Below are 21,966 nucleotides of genomic sequence, written 5' to 3' on the forward strand. Positions count from 1 at the left end.
AAAACCCTGTTACAGAAGCGATTCGGCTTGCGTTACGAGCCCCACGCGCGAGTTAACGGGGAATATACCTGTTACAGAGTGTGGAGCGTGCTTGCTGATGCGCGATAACTGGGTAAAACCCTGTTACAGAAGCGATTCGGTCTCATATTCGCAAAATAATGTTCCCTGTATCCGGCGGTATTTACATAATATGTATAGGATACTATTTCGACGATCGGCTCCTTCACTCCTCCACCGTCTAAATATTGACATTCCAACTGTTGTTGTGCTATAATACTGAGGTTGTATTAACTAACCCCATATGTTCCTCAAAGAAAACCAAAGATATACTATCTTAGATTCCCGTAGCAAATGATTGTTTTCATACGAGAGTTGCGTTACTTATCCTGTCGTTGCAGATTTCAGATTCACACTGGAGCGGTCATTGGAGCCGCAAGGACGAAAGAGAGGCAGGGCTTTTGTCGGATTGGAAAGAGGTTTAGGTATCGTAGCATTCTCCAGCAAGGAACCAGTCCCCGTATCGCGGCTTAGCCGGGCAGGGGTTAAATACATGATAAAGAGGCGTGGCTCAGTTACGAGTCACGCCTCGTCCAATATTACGGCCCCCTTATCGTAACACGACCAGCGGGGCCATTAAGGGCTGCTCCGGTTATCATTGACCAGAGCAGCCCTCTTACTTATGCAGCCGCTCGTTGCTGCTTATCCTTGCGGCGCAGCTTCATGAGGCTCTCGTACACGATCGGCACGATCACGAGCGTTAGCAGCGTGGAGCTCGCCAAGCCGCCGATGACCGTCACGCCGAGGCCACGGGAGATGATGCCGCTGCCTTCTATGCCAAGCGCCATCGGAATGAGCGCGCCGATCGTTGCGATGGCGGTCATCAGGATCGGGCGCAAACGAGTTCCACCCGCTTCCAGCAGCGCTTCACGCGTGGACATGCCCTCGTTCTCCTTATGGATAACGCGGTCAATCAACACGATCGCGTTCGTCACCACGATACCGATCAGCATCAGCATACCAATCATGGCGGAGATGCTGATCGTTTCGCCCGTGATCAAGAGCGCCACCAGCGCGCCGATAACAGTGAACGGCAGCGAGAACAAGATCGCGAACGGCGCCAAGCCGCCGCCAAACGTTACAACAAGAATAAAGTATACGATTGCAATTGCCGCAGCCATTGCGACTCCAAGCTGAGTAAACGATTCTTGAATGTCGGCTGTTACACCGCCAGTCGTAATCTCAACCCCCTTCGGCAGCGACATGGCATCCAATTGAGCTTGAACCTCCTTGGATGCAGCCGATACATCCGCCGAAGTAATCTCCGCACTCACGTCGATCACTAATCTGCCGCCACGGCGTGTTACCGTATCCGCTGTCGTTCCCTTTTTCACCTCAACAACATCTTTAACCGCAACAGGCTGACCCATTCGGCTCATGATCTGGCTTTCTAGCATTTCGTCGATCGATCCGTACTTGGCTTCTTCTACCTTGATATATACATTCATTTCTTGGCCGTCCTTCTCGACGGTCGTCAGCACTGGACGCGTACGCTGCTGGCTCAGCGTCATGCCGACTTCAGCAGTAGTTAAACCAAGCTTGCTCAGCTTCTCTTGATCGATAACGAGCGTATATTCATCATAAGCTTCGCTTAAGCTGGACTTTACATTTTTCAGATCCGCGATTCCCGAAAGTTTCGATTCGAGCTCTTCAACCACTGGCTTGATCGTCTTCAGATCTTGACCATACACATAGAGCTTCATGCCGCTGCCGCCGACTCCACCCATTGCGAAGTCCATCGTGCCCCATGTGCCCATTTCTGTCTCTGCTTGAAGGTCCTTCAGCACCTGACTCTGCTCGTCCGCAAAGTTCTTCGTGTCCTTGTTGTAGACAACGAAGAAGAGCGCTTGATTAGAACGTCCCGGACTGAATGGATTCTCGCCGCCCAGTGAATATTGAACCGTCTCGACACCAGGACGATTCATAAAGAATTGCTCTGCTTGCTCGGTAACCTTAGCTACATTCTCCAAGGTTTGTCCTGGCGCTGGTTTATAGGTAGCGACCACCATCTTCTCCTGATCGGACGGGATAAAGCTGACACCGATCAACGGCGTCAGGAACAAGCTGCCTACCAACAGAATAACCGCAGCAGATGAAGTTATAATCTTATGATTCAGGCACCACTCCAACAAGCGCTTATAGGAGCGGCTCAAACGGCTTGGGTGCTCATCATGGTGGTGCTGCTGCTTAGACTTAACGCCATTCTTGAACATGGAGTGCGCCATCACAGGCACGACCGTAATCGCGACGAGCAGAGAAGCCAGAAGCGCGAATACAATAGTCAACGCAAATGGCATAAACATCTCGCCGATCATTCCCTCAACTAAGCCAAGCGGCAGGAATACAGCGATAGTGACGATCGTCGAGGACATAATCGGCATGAACATTTCCTTGGTTGCTTCACGGATTAAGTCTCTGCCCTTCAACGTTTCCTGACGCAAGGTCATGCGGCGGAATATGTTCTCTACGACAACGATGGAGTCATCGACTACGCGGCCGATAGCGACCGTCATAGCCCCAAGTGTCATCATGTTCAACGTAATATCCATCTGATTCAGCAGAAGCACTGCGATCAGCAGCGATAGCGGAATCGATACGATGGAAATGAGTGTCGTGCGGAAATTCCGCAAGAACAACAGGATGATCAGCATCGCAAAGCCTGCACCGAACAGCGCTTTGCTTAACATCGTGTTAACGGAATCTTCAATCGGCTTGCCTTGGTCTAACGTTGTAACGAACACCATATCAGGATAAAGCTCTTCAAAGTCTTTGGTCAGAGCTTTCACATCATTAACGACCTCAACCGTATTCGCATCAGCGCCCTTAATGATCTGCAGGCCAATGGCATCCTTGCCATTGGTGCGCGAGATCGATTCTGCCTTGCCGATCACTTCAATCTTAGCCAATTCACTAAGCTTAACCGTAGGCAAAGAAAGGTTGACAGGCATCTGCTGCGGCGGCACTCCGGCTGGAGGAATAGCAGCTCCAGTTTCTCCAGCTGCACCACCTGGAGCTGCGGTCTGACCTCCTGCCGCACTGCCTGCCCCAGGCATCGCTGGCATACCGCCTTGACCGCCTGCGGCAACAGGGCTATACGGAATTTCTAGATTGTTCAGATCTTCAACGGACAGCACTTTGCCGTCTACGACTACCGATTGCTCTGTGCTGCCAAATGTATATATCCCTAGGGGGAACTGCAGATTCGAGGCTTGAATCATGCCTTTGACTGCCTCTTCCGTCAAGCCGTACTGCTTAAGCTTCTCAGGGAGGAACGTGATCTGGCCTTCATTTACATATTGACCTGTGATCTGCACCCCGCCGATGCCATCCACGCCTTCCAGCTTCGGCTGAATGACCTCTTCGACCTGCTTCGTCAGCTCCGCAAGCGATTCTTGATCATTCGAGATACTCATCCCGATTACCGGGAAGGCATTGAAGCTCAACCGCGATACTTGCGGCTCTTGAACATCTTTCGGAAGCTTCATGTTCGATATTGATCGCTTAACTTCATCTTCCGCCTTCTCCATGTTGGTCGAATAGGAATATTCGATCTGAAGCTGCGATACATTCTGAAATGATGACGAATTGACTACTTTGACGCCATGCAGATTCTGCAGCTGCATTTCCATCGGCTTCGATATCTTCTCCGCCACTTCTTCAGGTGTCGCGCCGGGATAGATGGTTGTCACCGTGACGAGCGGCACCGTGATGTCGGGAAGTGTCTCCATCTTCATTTGCGTACCGGAATACAGTCCGCTGGCTATTATAATAATCGTCAATAGCCATACAGCGAATTTGTTCTTCAACGTAAAGTTAATTAATCCATTCAATACGCTCTCTCCTCCTTGAATCTCTACTCCTGGATAAATAGTCCCCACCTTGACTGACTGGTCATAACATTCCATAATATAACTGACTAGTTAGTTTCAGTCAACAGCCTAAGGGCTGATTATTGTGCTTATAAGATTTAATGAAGATCGTATTGTTGAAGGAGCGTATTCTGTGAAAGAGAAAGAGAAGCTGATCATTGAAACAGCCATGAAGCTGTTTGCCCAAAAGGGTGTCATGGCGACTTCGATTCAAGAGATTGCTACCGAGTGCGGGATCTCCAAGGGGGCCTTCTATCTTTATTTTCCGTCAAAAGAGGCTCTCTTGCTTGCCATTCTGCAGCACTACAGCCATCGGATTGAGGAGCGAGTGATGGAAGTGGAAGCCATGGGTCTGCCTATTCGGGAACAATTCCAGCGGCAGATTGAGGTGCAGTTAGATGAAATCAAGCATCATAAGGACTTCATCATTATGCATTCTAGAGAGTTTGCCATACCCTTCAACCAGGATATAGCTGTATTTGTTCATCGTTTGCGGGCGGATACCAATCAATTCTACCGAACCAATTTGCTAAAGGTCTATGGAGAGAACATCACTCCATATGTACATGACCTCACGCTAATGATAAATGGAATGATGTCCGCTTGCTTTGAGCTGATCCTATTTGATAAGGGCGATCTCAATATGCAGCATATGACTGCCTATATCATGAATCGAATGGATAGTCTTGTAGAGGGATTGTGCCGCTCGAAAGAAGAACCGCTGCTGATGAACGATGTATGGATGGATATGCACTGTCTGAATGGGGCAGCAACTGAACAAGGAGACACTTCAGCTATACTGTTGAAGCTCGTTGAGCAGGCGATTGATTCGGCCGTTCATAAATCTGCCAGCGAACATCTAGTTATGACGCTTGAGCTTCTGCAGCACGAGATGGAGGCAGATAAGCCCCGTCTTCCCCTGATCGAGGGGATGCTTCATAATTTAGGAGCATATCCTCAGCTGCATGCGCTTCGTGATCACATTCGAACGTATTATCAATTGAATTAGCATAGCACCAACAAGCGCGCGAGGATCGCCGTGGTGAAGTTGAGGATAGTTGATGTTGAATAATTCCATTGGCTTGACGAGGTGCGCGCTTCCCGATAAGATGTAGTACAACTCAATACCTTTATTTGTTACAACTGCTTCGTATAATACCGGAAATATGGTCCGGAAGTCTCTACCAAACTACCATGAATAGTTTGACTACGAAGAAAGGTTTCTTCACGCGAACTCCGCACTATTCAGCCTTTCTTCTCCTACTGATCATACTAGACAAAGGAGAACGCATCTTATGAATTCAACCAACCAGCAGCTTCAGCATTGGATCGCTGCGGCCAACAAGCGCCAGCCAGCAGATCTTATCATCCGCAACGCGCGGATCATTGATGTATTTAATCTAGACATTATCGAAGGCGATATTGCGATCGCAGACGGCCGCATTGTGGGCATCGGAAGCTACGACCAGGCGGCGGAGATCGTCGACGCCAATGGCCGCTACGTCTGCCCATCCTTTATCGATACCCATGTTCATATCGAGTCCTCCATGGTGACTCCGCCCGAGTTCGCACGCGTGGTGCTGCCGCACGGCGTCACTACGGTAGTAACCGACCCGCACGAGATCGGCAACGTCTGCGGCGAGGCCGGCATCCAGTACATGCTGGATGCCTCTGAAGGGCTGCCGCTTGATGTGCGCGTTATGCTGCCGTCCTGTGTGCCATGCACACCGTTCGAGCATGCTGGCGCACAGTTGACCGCCGAGAAGCTGCGACCGTTCTACAGCCATCCGCGTGTGCTCGGCCTTGCCGAGGTGATGGATTATCCCTCGGTGGCGAATGGAGACGCGGACATGGTGCGCAAGCTTGCTGACGCCGCGGATGCACAGTGCTTCATTGACGGGCACGGCGCCGGACTCAACAGCGACGCGATCAATGTGTATCGCGCCGCGGGCATCCGCACCGACCATGAGTGCGTGAACGCCGAGCAAGCGCTGGAACGGCTGCGCCGCGGCATGTACATCATGATGCGCGAAGGGTCGGTGGCGAAGGATGTGAAGGCGCTCGTCCCAGTCGTGACGCCGCACAATGCGCGCCGAGTCGTGTTCTGCACCGACGATAAGCATCTGGACGAGCTGCTCACGGAAGGCAGCGTCGACTACAACGTGCGGCTCGCGATTCAGTGCGGCTTATCGCCGCTAACCGCCGTACAGATGGCGTCGCTGAACGCAGCCGAATGCTTCGGCTTCACAACCAAAGGTGCGATCGCACCAGGTTACGAAGCCGATCTGCTCCTGCTCGATGACCTGGAGCAGGTGCAGATCCACCGCGTATACCGCGGCGGCCGGCTCATCGCCGAGGACGGCCGCTATGTCGGGCCAGAGCTGCCCGCGACCGTGCCGCCAGCTCCGCTCACGGCGACGGTGAACCTGCCCGGCGACATTAATGCCGAGCAGCTCCAGCTGCCGATAATCGCGGCGCCAGGCACAGCTGCCCGCGGCCACATCATCGGCATCGCGCCGAACAGCCTGATCACGTCCCACCTCATCGAGGAGGTGGACACGGCTGATGGCTGCTTCCTGCCTTCGACGGCTAAGGATCAGCTCAAGATCGCCGTGTTCGAGCGCCATCAGGCAACCGGCAACGTCGGCCTCGGCATCGTGAAAGGCTTCGGCCTCTCATCTGGGGCCATCGCCTCTACCGTGGCGCACGACTCGCATAACCTCGTCGTCACAGGCACGAACGACGCGGATATGCTGATCGCGATTGAAGCGCTGCGCGAATCGGGCGGAGGTCTCACCGTCGTGAAAGATGGCCGCGTGCTCGCGTGTTTAGAGCTGCCGCTTGCCGGCCTGCTCGCAACCACTCGTTACGAGACGGTGCTCGAGCAGCTCGCGACGCTGCATCAGGCGCTGCACGAGGTAGGGGCATCGACCGAGTTTCATCCTTTTGTGACACTATCCTTTCTCTGTCTGCCTGTTATTCCGGAACTGAAGCTTACCGATATGGGGCTGTTCCATTTCGGAGATTTTACGCATATGGATGTTAACGCACGAATGGACTAATCCCATTAACATGATCAGGATTACGGTAGATCCACAGCTTCTGCTGAAGTAACAACATAGATGATCGAAACGCCAACAACCGCGCTGCATTTCTTGGACTCTTCCAAGACTACAGCGCGGTTGTTTAATTTAGCGGTTCACTTCTGCTCATCACCCAACAAGACCGGCACCGTCACAAGTTCATAGCCTTGATCCTGCAGCTGCTTAATGATTCGCGGCAGCGCTTGAACCGTTCCGCTAAGATCTTCGCCCACACCGCCAGCGCCATGCTGCAATATGATGGAGCCCGGCTTTACATGGCTAATAATATTAGCCTCCACCTGATCAGCGTTCAGCCCTTTCCAATCAAGGGAATCCACGTTCCAGTTAACCACCTTCAGCTTCTGGCTAACAAGCCACTTGAGCTGCTCCTCATTAATGTTGCCGTATGGCGTACGAATGTACTGCATCCGATAGCCGCCTGTAATTCGTTCCACTGCCTGCTGCGTCTTCAGCACTTCCTCATGGAATACCGCATCCGACTCCTTCGGAAGGTTGCGATGTGAGTAAGAATGGTTGCCTAGCACATGTCCTTCATTAACCAGACGCTGGATCATGTCCGGATTCTTCTCCGCTCTATTGCCCACTACAAAGAATGTCGCGGGCACATGGTACTCCTTTAAGACATCCAGCACCTGCGCTGTAAAGTTTCGATCGGGCACATCATCAAATGTCAATGCTGCCCGTTTAGGGTAGCTCGGGCCCTCAAATGCAATGTTGGATTTGTACTTGACCCGAAGCTGCTCCAACGTTAGCGGCTTCACCACCTTGCGTGTCGTCGCTTCATTGCCCCCCGATAGTGGTGGCGTCGCCGCATTATACACCTTAATCATACTAACATTGCCTTTATCTTGAGCTGTCGAGCTAGATGAACCGGATGAACTTGCAGCACAGCCAGAAACACTAACCAGTAGCAGCATCATCATTACCAATATGAGCTTATGTTTAATCATTCTGCATTCTTAGCCTCCTATGTAGAAACAGAATGCAGTGTTAAGCAGCATCGATTCGAAGCTAATACAGCTCAAGCTGACCTGTTAAACAGTGTCTTGTCATCATGCCCGCTTCCGATTGCCCGCAACAGCCGCACCGTTTCATAATCAAGCAGCGCTGCATTTAGAATGCCTAAACACATGGTTCTTTATCCCTTTATATCGCCTCAGATTCCTGACTGAATTGACTGTTATACAAGTCCGCATAGAAGCCATGCTGTTTCATCAGCTCATCATGCGATCCCTGCTCAATAACTGTACCTTTGTTCATAACCAGGATCAGATCCGCATTGCGAATGGTCGATAGACGATGGGCAATAACAAAGCTTGTACGCCCCTTCATCAGTGTTTGCATCGCTTCTTGAATATGAGCCTCAGTCCGTGTATCCACGCTGCTTGTTGCTTCATCCAGGATCAATATCGCGGGATCCGCCAGGATGGCGCGCGCAATCGTCAACAGCTGCTTCTGGCCCTGAGATATATTCGATGCTTCCTCATTCAGCACCGTATTATAGCCTTCAGGTAACGTACGAATAAAGTGATCTGCCCGCGCGGCCTTCGCTGCGCGCACGATATCGGCATCAGAAGCATCCGGACGAGCATAAGCCAAGTTATCATGAATTGTGCCGTTGAACAGCCACGTATCCTGCAGCACCATACCGAACATGGTACGCAGATCACTGCGTTTCATGCGGGTTATGTCTACTCCATCAATGGAGATACTGCCGCCATTCAGCTCGTAGAAACGCATCAACAGATTGATAAGCGTAGTCTTGCCTGCGCCTGTTGGACCTACGATGGCGATCGTCTGGCCTGGCAGCACATGAATATTCATGTCCGTTATGAGCAATTCTTCAGCCTTATATCCAAACTGTACATGGTTGAACTCAACTTGTCCGAGCGGCTCCTTAATGACAACTGGACTTGCCGCTTCCGCAACCTCTTCCTCCTCATCCAGCACTTCAAAGATACGCTCAGCCGAGGCTATCGTCGATTGAATCAAGTTCGCGATGTTTGCTGTCTGAGCGATAGGCTGAGTGAACTGACGCGTATACTGAATGAAAGCTTGAATATCACCGATCTCGATCGATCCGCGCGTAACCAGAATACCTCCGACTACACTTACCAGTACGTAGCCGATATTCCCGATAAAGTTCATCACTGGCATAATAACGCCGGAAATGAACTGTGCTTTTTGACCCGAATTGTACAGGCGTTCATTAATAGCCTCAAATTCCGCCTGCGATCTTGGCTCATAGCCGAACGCTTTAACAACCTGATGACCTGTGTACATTTCCTCAACATGTCCGTTCAACTCACCCAGCGAACGCTGCTGACCCGCGAAATGCTTCTGTGATGTCGAAGCAACCTTCTTCGTTGCAATTACACTGAGCGGAAGCGTCAGTACCAAGATCAGCGTCAGTATCGGACTGATCGTCAGCATCATGATGATAACACCAATAATCGTGACGATAGACGTTATAAGCTGCGTTAAACTCTGCTGCAGCGTGGTGCTGATGTTATCTACATCGTTTGTTACGCGGCTCAAGATCTCGCCATGCGTCTTGGAGTCGAAGTACTTCAACGGCAGACGCGACAGCTTCTCATTAATCTGCATCCGCATATCATATACGATCTTCTGCGCAACACCCGCCATCACATACTGCTGCAGATAGCTGAACAATGCGCTAACAGCGTACAGAGCAATAAGGATCAGCATAATATTTGCGATATAACCGAAGTCGAAGGCTTCCTCTTTCGGCACACCCCGCATCAGTCCAATCATGCCTTCAAACAGCTTTGTAATCGCTTTACCCATAATCTTAGGGCTGACGATTGAGAACACTGTACTGAGAACAGCCGCGATAAATACAATAGTCAGCTGTACTTGACGGGGCTTCAAATAACCCAGCAACCGCATCAAAGTACCCTTGAAATCCTTCGCTTTATCTCCGGGCATTGCCATCCTGCCCATTGGTCCGCCGCCCATCGGCCCCCGATTCCCCTGCCCTCTACGCTCACTCATGCGATCTCCTCCTCTGACAATTGGGATCGCACGATTTCGCGGTATACTTCGCTGCGCTGAATAAGCTCATCATGTGTACCGATATCTGCAATTGCGCCTTCATCCAGCACGATTATCTGATCCGCATCCATAACGGTGCTAACCCGCTGCGCCACGATAATGACCGTGGTATCCGTCGTTTCTTGCTTCAATGCCGCGCGAAGCTTCGCGTCTGTCTTAAAGTCCAGCGCGGAGAAGCTGTCATCGAACATAAAGATCTCAGGATTTCGCACGATCGCCCGCGCAATGGAAAGACGCTGCTTCTGACCGCCGGATACGTTCGTACCGCCTTGCGAGATGGTTGAATCGAAGCCATCCTGCATGCTGGAGATAAAGTCATTTGCTTGTGCAACTACTGCAGCATGCGCTACCTCTTCATCGGTAGCATCTTCCTTACCAAAGCGAATGTTATCCGAAATACTTCCCGTAAATAAAACAGCCTTCTGAGGCACATATCCGATCTTGGAGCGCAGGAACTGCAGCGACATATCACGAATATCAATACCGTCAACGCGTATGCTTCCTTCGCTGACGTCATAGAAACGCTCGATTAGATTCAGAATCGTCGATTTACCCGACCCTGTGCCCCCTATGATTGCCGTCGTCTGACCTGGACGCGCAGTGAACGATATATTCGATATCGCCGCTTGCTCCGCGCCTGGATAATAGAAGGAAACGCGGTCTAATTCTACAACGCCGCGTACATCTGCCTTCGTAATAGGCGCTGTCCGTTCCGTCAAGGCTGACTTCATATCCAGCACTTCGTTAATCCGAGCAGCAGACGCAGCGCCGCGCGGCACCATTACGAATATCATCGACAGCATAACGAGCGAGTACATAATTTGTATCGCATATTGAATGAATGCCATCAGATCGCCGACTTCCAGGTCCATATCGCTGACCCGCAGGCCGCCAAACCATAGGATAGCTACCGTAGATAAGTTGAATGTAAGCATCATGATCGGCATAAGCGAAGCCATAATCCGGTTTACTCTTACTGCCGTATTCGTCAGATCTCCATTCGCCTCATTGAATCGTTCCTTCTCCGCATCCGTGCGGTTAAAGGAGCGAATAACCCGAATCCCGATCAATCCTTCACGAACCACGAGATTAAGCTTGTCCAGCTTAATCTGCATAGCCTTGAAGAGCGGAATACCTTGGCTCGCTATGATATAGATCGACAATGCCAGAATCGGTATCGATACAGCCAATACAAGTGTGAGCTTCGCATCCTTAGATAAGGCCATAAGGAGCCCGCCGATACACATCATCGGCGCCATAACCATAATGCGCAGCATCATGACCAACACCTGCTGCACTTGGTTAATGTCGTTAGTTGTACGTGTAATTAATGAAGCCGTGCCAATCTGATCAATTTCCTGCATCGAGAAGTGTTCAACTTGGTCAAATACCTTGGCTCGCATCAGCCTGCCAAACCCCATCGCTACCTTAGATGAGAAATAACTTCCTCCTATAGCACACATCGCCCCTGCTGCCGCGACCAGCAGCATGAAGCCGCCAACCAGCCATATATATGGCAGGTCTCCGTTCACAATACCGATATCCACGATATCTGACATTAATGTCGGAAGATACAATTCTGATAAGGATTGGGCAAATACAAGTACTAACACAGCTGCTATTGACCATTTATACGGCTTCAAGAACTTAAACAGCCTCGTCATGCCTTTCCACACTCCTTGACATCCTCTTCACCTTGAAACTGCTCCCTCATACTGCTGTGATAGTCAAACAGCTTATTCAGCAACTCCGCCAGCTTCTGCGCGTCCTCTTCACCTAAGTAATCGATGAGCCCTTGAGTATGCTCTCTTGCTCTTTGCTTGCTGACCGCTGTTAATTGCTTACCAGCGTCTGTAAGACCTACTCGAACAGCGCGGCGATCATGAGAATCGCTTATTCGTTCGACTAATCCCTTCGCTTCCAGCGCGTTAATCAGCTGTGACACTGTAGGTGATGTCACCCGCAGCAAGCTGCTGATATCCGAAACACGCATTGCAGGTTCTTCTTCATTCGCTTGCTCCTGAATTGCAAATAACACCATCATCTCGCTGCGCTTCTGTCCGGCGAGCATTCGCTGCTGCCACTCCGCGCGATTGAACTTCACGAATGTCTCAATTAATTCCCTGGATAACGGATGTTCTTCCGACACAACCGATCACCTCTTCGTCATAGTCATGAATATTTTTAGGTGTCGTGAAACACGCTCTCATTCTCCATACAGCTTTCCCCATTATTCGTACAATGAATAGCGATTGACCGCTTCATCCTGCACACAAAAATAGCCAACCAGGTCAATCAACCCGATTGGCTATAAGCTCCTTTCTTTTTGGTTTTTACCTCATTTCCCCTCTCTTCATCGTTAATCGCCATTTATCCTGACAAGTGTATCGCTATGTTCAAATATCGCTTGTTAACTGCATTAATCTACGAATTCCCCTCCTTCCTCTTTTTTACAAGGCAGTATACAATATAACAGTCCTTATTGAATGAATTATGGAGGAAACCGCCATCATGCAATTTGCTCACAATTTGATGACTGAAATAAAGGGCTGGAACCGGAATATCCAGTTATTTTTTATATCGAATATCCTCTATCAATTCGGCAGCGGCCTGTTCTCGGTATTGTACAACCTATACATCAAGTCGCTCGGGTACGATCAGGTGATGAACGGCAGCATCGTCAGCATACAGTCGTTGGCGACGGCCCTGCTATTCATTCCAATCGGACTTCTCGGCGATCGATTGAGCCGCAAACCTTTTCTCGTAACCGGTGCATTATTCACAGGCATACTGTTTATCAGCCGCGCATTCGCACAAGGAGAGCCCTATCTGCAGCTGCTAGCGATCGGAACAGGGGTATTTGCTTCTTTCTATCAAGTATTGGCTGTCCCGTTCTTAGCAGAGAATTCAGGCATAGAGCGCCGCTTGCGCATGTTCAGCCTGCACTTCTCAATGGTTCTGGCATCTCAAGTGCTTGGCAATATCAGCGGCGGCATCATAGCAGACAGCTTGCAAGCAATCGGCATTGATCATACACAGAGCTTGCAGACCGCCCTGCTGTTTGGCGGCATAGCAACTCTCTTCTCCTTTATTCCGCTGCTGTTCGTGAAGGAGAAGAAAGCAGAGTCCGTACTAGAAGCTTCTGTTTCCACAGTTGCCGAAAAATCTATACACACAGCCGATAATGCTAGGGACGATTGGCGCAATATCGGCAAGTTCACAATAGGCCAGCTTCTAATTGGGTTCGGTTCAGGCTTGGTCATCCCTTACCTGAATCTGTACTTTACCGATCGGTTCGATATCTCGTTGACCTCAGTCGGCTTGCTCGTCTCTCTCGGACAAGTGATGACGATCATCTCCATGATGATCGGTCCTAAGTTAGTTGGACGTGTCGGTCAAGTAAGAGCGATCGTTTATTTTCAACTGTTATCCCTGCCGTTCTTGCTGCTCACAGGGTTTACGAATATATTACTTATCGCGTCTATCAGCTTCCTATTCAGGCAAGCGCTGATGAACGCAGCGAATCCGATTCAATCCAATCTAATGGTCGACCGTGTATCGGATCGCCGCAGAGGGATCGCCAATTCTATAACACAAACCGCATTTATGCTTGGTTGGGCTAGTATGGGCAGTGTGCAATCCGCTCTAATAACGAATTACGGCACATATTGGGGCTATGCGATAACGTTCTCCATTACCGGTATTCTGTATGTTACAGCTGCTTTGTGCTTCTTCCTGATGTTCCGCGAGCCTCATCCGAGCAAGCTGCACCTTAGCGATCACAAGACCGCCTCTATGTAAAGCCGCCACTTGTAACTATAGTAAACTAGCAAAAAAGACCATGCAGGGCACATGGTCTTTCTTGCAGCTTATATACTGCCTAACTGTTAATCGGATTAATAGAAATCATCATCATCGTCGAAATCACATTCGTCTTCATGCTCGCGTTCTTCTTCACACCAGCACTTAAGGTGTTTCTTTTCCTTTTTCTCGTGCTTCTTACGGCAATCACAATCTCTTTCCTTACGCTTCTTGTGGCAGCCACAATCCTCGTGTTTCTTTTCCTTCTTCTTTTCACACTTACACTTGCATTCAAATTTTTCTCTACCTGTCATATCAGGTCACCTCCTATAAGTTATACTCTATCTTATGATTGATATTTTTAATTGACTCAGCGAATATAACTAGTCCGAAAAAGAGGTGAATGCTAGACAGCTAGATGTACGGAGAGTGAACTGTCTGTATATGCTGAATACTGCTGAACAACCGCTCTTCATCAGCAGTAACCAATTCTATTAAACTGCCTTCCAATCGATATAATAGACCTTGCTTGTGCATGTCATGTCCAAGATCAAGGACGATAATCTTCCCTTCCAGCTTCTTCATCTGCTCTTCAAACGTTCTAGCTAATGTCAGCTCAGAGGGTTGCATAGGCAAGAATCTCATATCTAGTGAGTACGGAGTTCTTCTGCTTATATCGTATGTCAGCCATTTCAGATGGATCAGAGGAATGTACATGGTCTTGTAGATCGGGGAATAGAAGACAAAGTAGTTGGTTAATACGTTGGTGATATATCCATGAATCGTTTGGTTGCTGGACACATACAGCTCAATGAACTGTCCTTTAGCGCAGCTCAATGTTTTGCGATATGAGATGTCGCGCTCACTCAACAGTTCTTCTTCTGGAGGATCCATTATACTTGCATCCTTCTCTTTCCTTAACTTCATATGCTGCACATGCAATGACGAAATGTATACATATCTGCTGCCATCGTAAATGACGATAATGTCCAGTCCATAATCCACAAGCCTGCCTGCTAATCGTTTACTTCCAGTCACTTCGATCTCAATATACTGCCCAAGATAATTGCTAATTAAGTTCATCCTAATACCCTCTTCTTGAAAATGGATTAATATACACGGCTAGTCCCACACGAAAAAGCAATAGTTTGCTTACGTACTCCGCAACCACACTCACAGGATCAAGTCGGAGTCCAGTAAACAGCTTGATGCCGACTTGATCCCATGAGCGGTCACAGAGGACTAAAAGTGAGATACAGATATCCGTTATTACTTAACGGCTCTCAACATGCGAGATCTTCTTTTACGAGGCACATAAATGCGAGGATTTACAACATACACATGAGCTTTCCGCGTTTGCGTTGTTGGTTGTGCTTCATGGCGTTTGCTTGTGCGATGGCGCAGCGCCATTGAGTTGACCGTGCGATGCTGCACATGTCTATTGAGGCTGAACTGGACCGTAAGCGGAGGGATAACTGTGTGTTCGACCTTTCTTCTTGGTCTATTTCTCGAATTCCATTTGCTCGAAAATGCCTTCTCTCGTGTGCGCCGAGTTCGCTTTCTTCTTTCACGGGTATATCGCATTTCAGGCGTAACATAGTCCTCTGTTATGAAGCCGGATAACGACACCGGCATAGCAGCGCTAGGAATAACAGGCAAAGTTGGTTCATGGAAACTGAGTTCTTTCACATGACCAGGAGCAGAAGGCTCTACTTCCTGACGGAGAAGTGAAGAGCTGTCTTGCGGGGAATCAGGGGATTGAACCAGTTGAGATTGAAGCAATGGCAACTGCGGTGCAGGATCAGGTACTGGATCGGCTGGCTGTTCGAGTGTAGCAGATACCCGAGCTTTCTCTTCGATTAGATGGCATTTACACTCAGTAACCGCCTTAACCTCCCGACTTCGGCTTATGGATACAATATGTTTAGTACACACGTTTACAATCTTGTCGTTATCCACTAGAAGCAAGAAGTCGTCAAGGAAATGAATTAAGATGCCCCGAACAGCCCCAGCACCACCGCGATTGATATCCACGACATAGTAGCGCATGTTGTAATATACATCTTCTAAGCAGACCTCATCCTCGCACCAATCACCTTCCATCTCATTAGATGACAGTGCATATCGGTCCTCACGGGCGTCCACGCCCGCACTCTCAATATTCTCGATCTGGTAATATACAGGTCCATGCTCATCAGTCTTGACGACCAGGTGATCCTCTTTAATTGCCAAGAGCCTTCCTCGGCTTGAGTACGGACCACCTCTGTTGATATTGACTTTCATACCTACTTGGCTGTGCAGAAGGGATTGTACCATGCGATTATCACCTTTCATTTGTCATAGTCAGACATTGATAATCCATATATACTCATCCCTATAGATGTCTGTACTAATCACTTCGCCTGTTTTACTAGTTCGATATCATAATAGTGAAGGAACCTAGATATACGAAATTATGTTGTATACCCAGATTCCTCGTCATCGTAAATGTAACTACTTATCGTGCTTTCGGCATTTCTTATCATATTTGTCGTCATCTTCGTATTTGCACTTTTTACGCTTTTTGCATTTCTTCTTATGGTGATCGTCTTCACAGTCTTTGTCATCATCGTCATCGTCATCGTCATCGCAGTCATCTTCATAGTCATCTTCATCTTTACAGTCATCGTTCTCCTTGCATACAACACTGATGCTGCGAACGTGGTAAGTAAATACCGTAACGACCTCGCCTTTAACGATGACAAGCAGACGATCATCACCTACTGATGTCAGAACACCTACAACCTTTTCCGGACCGCTCCGGTTAATCTGTACAGTACGATATTTCATTTTGCTAAGAACATCAATGAAGCATGGCTCATCAAACGAAGGATAACAATCTTCTTTTCCGTGATCTTCGCAATAATACCCATTCACAGTCATACTCTTGATATGTTCGGAGTTGTAATAAATGATACCCTCACGCTTATTATCGATGGCCAAGTAGTCCTGTTTCACCGCTATCAGTTTCCCAGATCTCGACTCAGGGCCGCCTCTGTCTATGCGAACGACTCTACCTATCATAGACATAACAAAACTGATTTTCTCCATGAGATAAATATCCCCTTCCATTTGTTGTGGATATGAACTTGTGATGCATAATACGTTACCTATCCGTTACTTGTACTAGTTCTACACCCATCTTGAAACAAATCCGCTAGTATACTAGTAAAAAGCGGTATATTTATCCCTGCTGAAGAAGAAATTTCAATCAGCACCTATAAAAAAAGACTGTCCCTGAGGTAGAGAAGCCTACTTCAGAAACAGTCTATAATGCATGGCATGTTCAAATATCTTTTCCGCACTTTGGACAATAATCAAAGTCCGACTCCATCTTTGTTCCGCAATACGGGCAATAATCCCCTTCGAAACGCCGATTAGCAGCTCTTGGCTCTGGTTGTTGACCGTTTCGATCGTCATTCATCTTGGAGAGTCTTCTGTCGGGCGTCATCTTCCCTCTGCCGTAACGTTCCTGCAGCGGATCTGACTCCTCCTCTTGATCGACAATGTCGAACAGCGACATCCGATCCTTACCGGTGGCATTCTTGTAATGATACACTGCATTGAATACGCCTATCGCGATAAATACAATACCGAACAATGGAAAGATAATGCCTACCATCGGAAACGGAGCATCTCTGGTCATCGAGAACGCACCGATCGTCCATATTACACCAAATATGATGGAAACAACGCTTCCCACAGCCGCCTGCGATGACGGCCCTCGTCCAGGCTTAATGCTCTTCATCGGATCACACCTTTCAGCTAATTCCATTATTATGAAATACGGTCATCTGGATGAATAGTTGCTCTATTAGGTGTAAGCCCCATGCTGCTCGTATTGCCCCTCCACCAGTTGGCTGTAATACCCCTTCTGCTGCATCAGCTCACTGTGTGATCCTTTCTCTTGAATCCGTCCGTCGAGAAGCACGAGAATCTGATCCGCTTGCCGAATCGTATTCAGGCGATGCGCAATGACGATACTCGTTCGATCCTTCATCAATCGATACAGCGCTTCTTGGATGTGGAGCTCTGTCACGGTGTCAATACTGCTCGTCGCTTCATCCAGAATAAGAATAGCCGGATCCGCCAAGATCGCTCGCGCGATAGACAGCAATTGCTTCTGTCCTTGGCTGATGCCGCTCCCTTCGGTATCTAACCGCGTATCATATCCATCGGAGAGCTTCATGATAAAAGAATGGGCATTAGCCTGCTTAGCCGCCAGCTCCACTTCTTCGTCCGAAGCTTCCAGACGTCCATATCGAATATTGTCTCGAATGGAGCCTTCAAATAAGAAGGAATCCTGCAGCACAAAGCCCATATGACCTCGGAGGCTATTGCGTGTGATCTCCTTAATATCGATTCCATCCACTCGAATGTGACCGTTATTCAGCTCATAGAAACGAGATAGGAGCTGGACAAGCGTCGATTTGCCCGCTCCAGTAGGTCCAACTAATGCGGCAGTTTGTCCTGGAGCAACATGGAATGATACATCCGAGACAGTCTGAACATCCGCATCGTACGCAAAGGATACGCGGTCGAATTCGATATCGCCTCGTAGGTACTGAAGCGGCTTCGCATGGGCTTCATCACTAGCCTCCGGCTCCTGTTCCAGAACTTCAAACACCCGCTCCGCGCCGGCAACGGCAGAGAGGAACGTATTGAACTGATTCGCCAGATCATTCAGCGGTCGTGTAAACTGCCGCGCGTATTCCGCAAACGTCACGATAACACCGATGGAGATTAGATTATAGACCGCCATCACGCCGCCTGCGCCTGCAATAAGTGCAAAGCTCAGATCGTTCAGCATATTCATCAGCTTCGGAATGAAGCCGGAATACATCTGCGCCCAATATCCCGCGTCACGCAGACGCTCGCTCTTCGCCAGGAATTGCGCAGTCACCTTCTCTTCCTGGGAGTAAGCCTTAACCAGCTTCTGCCCGGAGAATGTCTCCTCCACGAAACCGTTCAGCTCGCCGAGCGCGCGCTGCTGCTCTTTGAAATACGGGCCAGTACGGTTGGTAATCCACCGCATGCCAAGAAACAACAGCGGTACAATAATCAAGCTGACTAACGTTAGCAGCGGACTGAGCCACAGCATCATGGCGAGCATACCGATAAAGGTCAATATACTGGAGGACAGCTGAATGAAGGAGCTGTTCAACGTCTGGCTCACGTTATCCATATCGTTCGTAAGCCGGCTCATCAGCTCGCCGTGCTGACGCTTCGTAAAGTAAGCAATCGGCAGGCGATGCAGTCCTGTGAATAGATCCGCGCGCATTCGGAATACGGCGCGCTGGGCGATGTTGATCATCCATATCGATTGCAGCCATGTCGCGGCTGCGTACCCGAGGTAAGTCAAGCCGAGAGCGCCTACAAGCAGGGGCAATCCCTGATCACCCTTTGTACTTATGTAATGGTCGATCGCATAACCGAGCAGAAAGGGTCCCAGCAGCTTGAGGGCGGAGCTGAGGACGATCATAAATAATATCAGTGCTAGCTTGGTCTTCTCGCTCGATAGATACGCCCATATCTTTAATAAGGTGCCCAACATATCCTTGGGCTTCACTTTCGGCTTGCCTATGCCGTGTGGACCGCCTGGCCCATGCGGCGGGCGCGGTCCTGCATGCGCCGCTTGATGCGATGGGCTGCCCGTGTTGCCGCTAGATTGTGCCATTGGCTTGGACATGCGGAACCGCCTCCTCTCCGAGCTGAGAATGCACGATGCGGCGATACAGCTCCGAATGCTTCAGGAGCTCATGATGCTCGCCTTGCGCGAGCAGACGCCCTTCATCCATCAGCAGGATGGTGTCTGCATGCATGGCGGCGCTGATCTTCTGCGTGATGATCAGCGTGGTCCCGTTCAGCTTCGGCAGCTCTGCGAGCAGCCTTGCTTCCGTGCGCACGTCGAGCGCGCTCGTGCTGTCATCAAGCAGGAGCAGCTTCGGCTTGCGAACGAGCGCGCGGGCAATCGCAAGCCGCTGCTTCTGACCGCCGGATAGGTTGACACCCTTCTGTCCGATCACGGTATCGTACTGCAGCGGCAGCTTCATGACGGTATCGTGGATTTGAGCGGCCTTGGCCGCCTCCACGATGTCGTCCAGCGAGGCATCCTCGCGCCCCCAGCGAATATTGTCCTGCACGGTGCCGGTGAACAAAAGCGATTCCTGCGGCACGAAGCCGATGTCGCGTCGAAGCGAGTCCAGCTTCATTTTCCGAACATCGGTACCATCTATCTTCACGCTGCCTGCCGTAACATCGTACAAGCGCGGAATGAGCTGAAACAGCGAGGACTTGCCTGCGCCTGTCGCCCCCATGACCGCAACCATCTGACCTGGCCGCGCTGTAAACGAGACCGCATCCAGCACATCTTCAGCTGCGCCTGGGTATCGGAAGGAGACGTGATCGAACTCCACTTCTCCAGATGAGATGCGACGACTCGCATCCACATTCTCTTCTTCAACAATGCCTGCCTTCGTATCGAGCACCTCCTCGATCCGCTGCAGCGACGCTTTCGCACGGGAGATGGTCATGACGACCATCGATATAACGGAAAATGCCCCGATCATGCGAGTTCCATAGTTAATAACCGCAACAACTTCACCTACGTTGGCTCCGCCCCAGATATGTACCTGCTTGCTGCCGAACCATAAGATAAAGAGGATGCATGCATTCATGACTAGCGTTAGCACGGGCACTGTCGTTTCGACCATCCACAACGCTTTCATGTTGCGCTCCATTAGCTCTTGGTTCACATCTTCAAACCGCTTGACTTCATACTTGCTGCGCACAAATGCTCGAATGAGTCTAATCCCTAACAGATTCTCTCGCATTATGCCGTTGGTTCGATCCAATCGTTCCTGCACCGCGCGAAACAGCTTGAAGGCCATTTTCATCATCCATAGTAAAAATAAAAACAGCACTGGTGTTACGATAGCGAGAATGAAGGCGAGCCTGGCATTGACCAGGAGTGCCATCACGAGTCCGCCAATAAGTATAAGTGGCGCGCGCAGTATGATGCGCATCCCCATGAATACCAGGTTCTGAAGCTGTGTCACGTCGCTCGTGACGCGAGTAATGAGCGTTGATGTAGGGAATTGATTGAAGTTGGAGTACGAGAAGGATTGGACTTGTTCAAATATTTTCTTGCGGATGTCGAAGCCGACATTTTGCCCGACTCGGGCTGCGAAGAACGAGTTAATAATGCCGCAGGTGAAGCTAATCGTCGTTAGGCCGAGCATAATGCCGCCCCATAGCAGCACATGGTTCAGGCGCTGCGGCATAATGCCTTCGTTGATCACTCTAGCAATTAGAACTGGCTGCAGGAGCTCAATGCTTAATTCTACGAACAGCATGGCGATTGCAAATGCAAACGGCTTGCGGTAAGGCCTCAGCCAGCGCCACATATTGCGCATGCGGCCACCTCCATAAAGTCATCACAATATAGAAATATTAACATAAATTTCACTAATTTAAAGCATAAACCAGCGCTGTTTTACAAGTCATGCTCCGCACTTGATGCGGTATTTCCTGTGGCACTTCCTGTATTGGTCACATCCGCTTCCCCCCTCAGTCGCCTGTTCTGACTTGCCCGTCTATCTGCCTCATTACTTCTGTAACACGGTTTTCCCCCGCTATCTCTTCACTTTTGCACGTAACGCACGCTGTAACTGGGAAACAGCCTGTTATCTCACTCGCTCATGACTCTCCAGCCGCCTCATATCTTCTGTAACACGGTTTTTCCCCGCTAACTCACCACTTTGCACGTTTCGCACACTGTAACTGGGTAATTGCCTGTTATCCCACTCGCTCATGACTCCCCACCTGCTTCATTACTTCTGTAACACGGTTTTCCCCTGCTATCTCACTGCTCTTGCACGTTTCGCACGCTGTAACTGGGTAACAGCCTGTTATCCCACTCGCTCATGACTCTCCATACGCCTCAAACTTACGATGAGACAATAGGTTGTTACTCACCCATGAGGTTACGAGTTGTATGCGGACACACGAGCCCTTATTTA

At 49.6% G+C, this 21,966-nt stretch carries 15 protein-coding genes and 1 riboswitch; of the genes, 3 read left to right on the forward strand and 12 right to left on the reverse strand.

The features are described from left to right. Window positions 1-677 precede the first annotated feature (677 nt). Entirely contained in the window at window positions 678-3,887 is a 3,210-nt protein-coding gene (locus ACXX53_RS14420) for an efflux RND transporter permease subunit (RefSeq protein ID WP_458569356.1), read from the reverse strand. A gap of 172 nt (window positions 3,888-4,059) precedes the next feature. Here ACXX53_RS14420 and ACXX53_RS14425 point away from each other — a divergent pair, with 172 nt between their 5' ends. Continuing rightward, complete coding sequence (locus tag ACXX53_RS14425) at window positions 4,060-4,935, forward strand: TetR/AcrR family transcriptional regulator (RefSeq protein ID WP_458569357.1); 876 nt, start codon at window positions 4,060-4,062, stop codon at window positions 4,933-4,935. Between the two features lie 119 nt (window positions 4,936-5,054). Beyond that, a riboswitch (purine riboswitch) is annotated at window positions 5,055-5,156 on the forward strand. Between the two features lie 65 nt (window positions 5,157-5,221). Beyond that, window positions 5,222-6,988 carry an adenine deaminase gene (gene ade / locus ACXX53_RS14430; protein WP_458569358.1) on the forward strand — a complete coding sequence of 589 codons (1,767 nt, stop codon included), beginning with the start codon at window positions 5,222-5,224 and terminating at the stop codon, window positions 6,986-6,988. A 137-nt stretch (window positions 6,989-7,125) separates the two neighbouring features. Here ade and ACXX53_RS14435 read toward each other — a convergent pair whose 3' ends face one another. From ACXX53_RS14435 to ACXX53_RS14450, 4 genes are all read right to left on the reverse strand, one after another. Further along, window positions 7,126-7,980 (reverse strand): polysaccharide deacetylase family protein, encoded by an 855-nt coding sequence (locus tag ACXX53_RS14435; RefSeq protein ID WP_458569359.1) that lies wholly within the window; start codon window positions 7,978-7,980, stop codon window positions 7,126-7,128. A gap of 196 nt (window positions 7,981-8,176) precedes the next feature. Next, complete coding sequence (locus ACXX53_RS14440; protein ID WP_458569360.1) at window positions 8,177-10,045, reverse strand: ABC transporter ATP-binding protein; 1,869 nt, start codon at window positions 10,043-10,045, stop codon at window positions 8,177-8,179. Then, complete coding sequence (locus ACXX53_RS14445) at window positions 10,042-11,769, reverse strand: ABC transporter ATP-binding protein (protein ID WP_458569361.1); 1,728 nt, start codon at window positions 11,767-11,769, stop codon at window positions 10,042-10,044. Before ACXX53_RS14445 ends, ACXX53_RS14440 begins: the two co-directional genes overlap by 4 nt. Further along, window positions 11,766-12,254 carry a MarR family winged helix-turn-helix transcriptional regulator gene (locus ACXX53_RS14450; protein ID WP_458569362.1) on the reverse strand — a complete coding sequence of 163 codons (489 nt, stop codon included), beginning with the start codon at window positions 12,252-12,254 and terminating at the stop codon, window positions 11,766-11,768. Before ACXX53_RS14450 ends, ACXX53_RS14445 begins: the two co-directional genes overlap by 4 nt. A gap of 362 nt (window positions 12,255-12,616) precedes the next feature. Between ACXX53_RS14450 and ACXX53_RS14455 the strand changes: the two genes are divergently transcribed. Then, window positions 12,617-13,906 carry an MFS transporter gene (locus tag ACXX53_RS14455; protein WP_458569363.1) on the forward strand — a complete coding sequence of 430 codons (1,290 nt, stop codon included), beginning with the start codon at window positions 12,617-12,619 and terminating at the stop codon, window positions 13,904-13,906. Window positions 13,907-14,001: 95 nt separating this feature from the next. On the opposite strand, the gene ACXX53_RS14460 is transcribed toward ACXX53_RS14455, so the two are convergent. The 7 genes from ACXX53_RS14460 to ACXX53_RS14490 form a co-directional block, all read right to left on the reverse strand. Then, the gene (locus tag ACXX53_RS14460; RefSeq protein ID WP_458569364.1) at window positions 14,002-14,220 is read right to left on the reverse strand and encodes a hypothetical protein; all 219 of its coding nucleotides are present in this window, start codon (window positions 14,218-14,220) and stop codon (window positions 14,002-14,004) included. A 100-nt stretch (window positions 14,221-14,320) separates the two neighbouring features. Then, window positions 14,321-14,989 (reverse strand): DUF2642 domain-containing protein, encoded by a 669-nt coding sequence (locus ACXX53_RS14465; RefSeq protein ID WP_458569365.1) that lies wholly within the window; start codon window positions 14,987-14,989, stop codon window positions 14,321-14,323. A 186-nt stretch (window positions 14,990-15,175) separates the two neighbouring features. Continuing rightward, window positions 15,176-16,222, reverse strand: a complete 1,047-nt coding sequence (locus tag ACXX53_RS14470; RefSeq protein ID WP_458569366.1) for a hypothetical protein — start codon at window positions 16,220-16,222, stop codon at window positions 15,176-15,178. A 177-nt stretch (window positions 16,223-16,399) separates the two neighbouring features. Continuing rightward, entirely contained in the window at window positions 16,400-16,975 is a 576-nt protein-coding gene (locus ACXX53_RS14475) for a spore coat protein (protein ID WP_458569367.1), read from the reverse strand. Window positions 16,976-17,231: 256 nt separating this feature from the next. Further along, entirely contained in the window at window positions 17,232-17,693 is a 462-nt protein-coding gene (locus ACXX53_RS14480; RefSeq protein ID WP_458569368.1) for a zinc-ribbon domain-containing protein, read from the reverse strand. Between the two features lie 66 nt (window positions 17,694-17,759). Then, entirely contained in the window at window positions 17,760-19,634 is a 1,875-nt protein-coding gene (locus tag ACXX53_RS14485; protein WP_458569369.1) for an ABC transporter ATP-binding protein, read from the reverse strand. After that, complete coding sequence (locus ACXX53_RS14490; RefSeq protein WP_458569370.1) at window positions 19,609-21,360, reverse strand: ABC transporter ATP-binding protein; 1,752 nt, start codon at window positions 21,358-21,360, stop codon at window positions 19,609-19,611. Before ACXX53_RS14490 ends, ACXX53_RS14485 begins: the two co-directional genes overlap by 26 nt. Window positions 21,361-21,966 lie beyond the last annotated feature (606 nt).

It is taken from the genome of Paenibacillus marinisediminis, from assembly GCF_054343325.1.

Bases quoted from the DNA above. Each gene is read 5' to 3' on its own strand.
- ade (WP_458569358.1), top strand. From the start codon at position 5,222: ATGAATTCAACCAACCAGCAGCTTCAGCATTGGATCGCTGCGGCCAAC.
- ACXX53_RS14435 (WP_458569359.1), bottom strand. From the start codon at position 7,980: ATGATTAAACATAAGCTCATATTGGTAATGATGATGCTGCTACTGGTT.
- ACXX53_RS14440 (WP_458569360.1), bottom strand. From the start codon at position 10,045: ATGAGTGAGCGTAGAGGGCAGGGGAATCGGGGGCCGATGGGCGGCGGA.
- ACXX53_RS14445 (WP_458569361.1), bottom strand. From the start codon at position 11,769: ATGACGAGGCTGTTTAAGTTCTTGAAGCCGTATAAATGGTCAATAGCA.
- ACXX53_RS14455 (WP_458569363.1), top strand. From the start codon at position 12,617: ATGCAATTTGCTCACAATTTGATGACTGAAATAAAGGGCTGGAACCGG.
- ACXX53_RS14460 (WP_458569364.1), bottom strand. From the start codon at position 14,220: ATGACAGGTAGAGAAAAATTTGAATGCAAGTGTAAGTGTGAAAAGAAG.
- ACXX53_RS14465 (WP_458569365.1), bottom strand. From the start codon at position 14,989: ATGAACTTAATTAGCAATTATCTTGGGCAGTATATTGAGATCGAAGTG.
- ACXX53_RS14470 (WP_458569366.1), bottom strand. From the start codon at position 16,222: ATGGTACAATCCCTTCTGCACAGCCAAGTAGGTATGAAAGTCAATATC.
- ACXX53_RS14475 (WP_458569367.1), bottom strand. From the start codon at position 16,975: ATGTCTATGATAGGTAGAGTCGTTCGCATAGACAGAGGCGGCCCTGAG.
- ACXX53_RS14480 (WP_458569368.1), bottom strand. From the start codon at position 17,693: ATGAAGAGCATTAAGCCTGGACGAGGGCCGTCATCGCAGGCGGCTGTG.
- ACXX53_RS14485 (WP_458569369.1), bottom strand. From the start codon at position 19,634: ATGTCCAAGCCAATGGCACAATCTAGCGGCAACACGGGCAGCCCATCG.
- ACXX53_RS14490 (WP_458569370.1), bottom strand. From the start codon at position 21,360: ATGCGCAATATGTGGCGCTGGCTGAGGCCTTACCGCAAGCCGTTTGCA.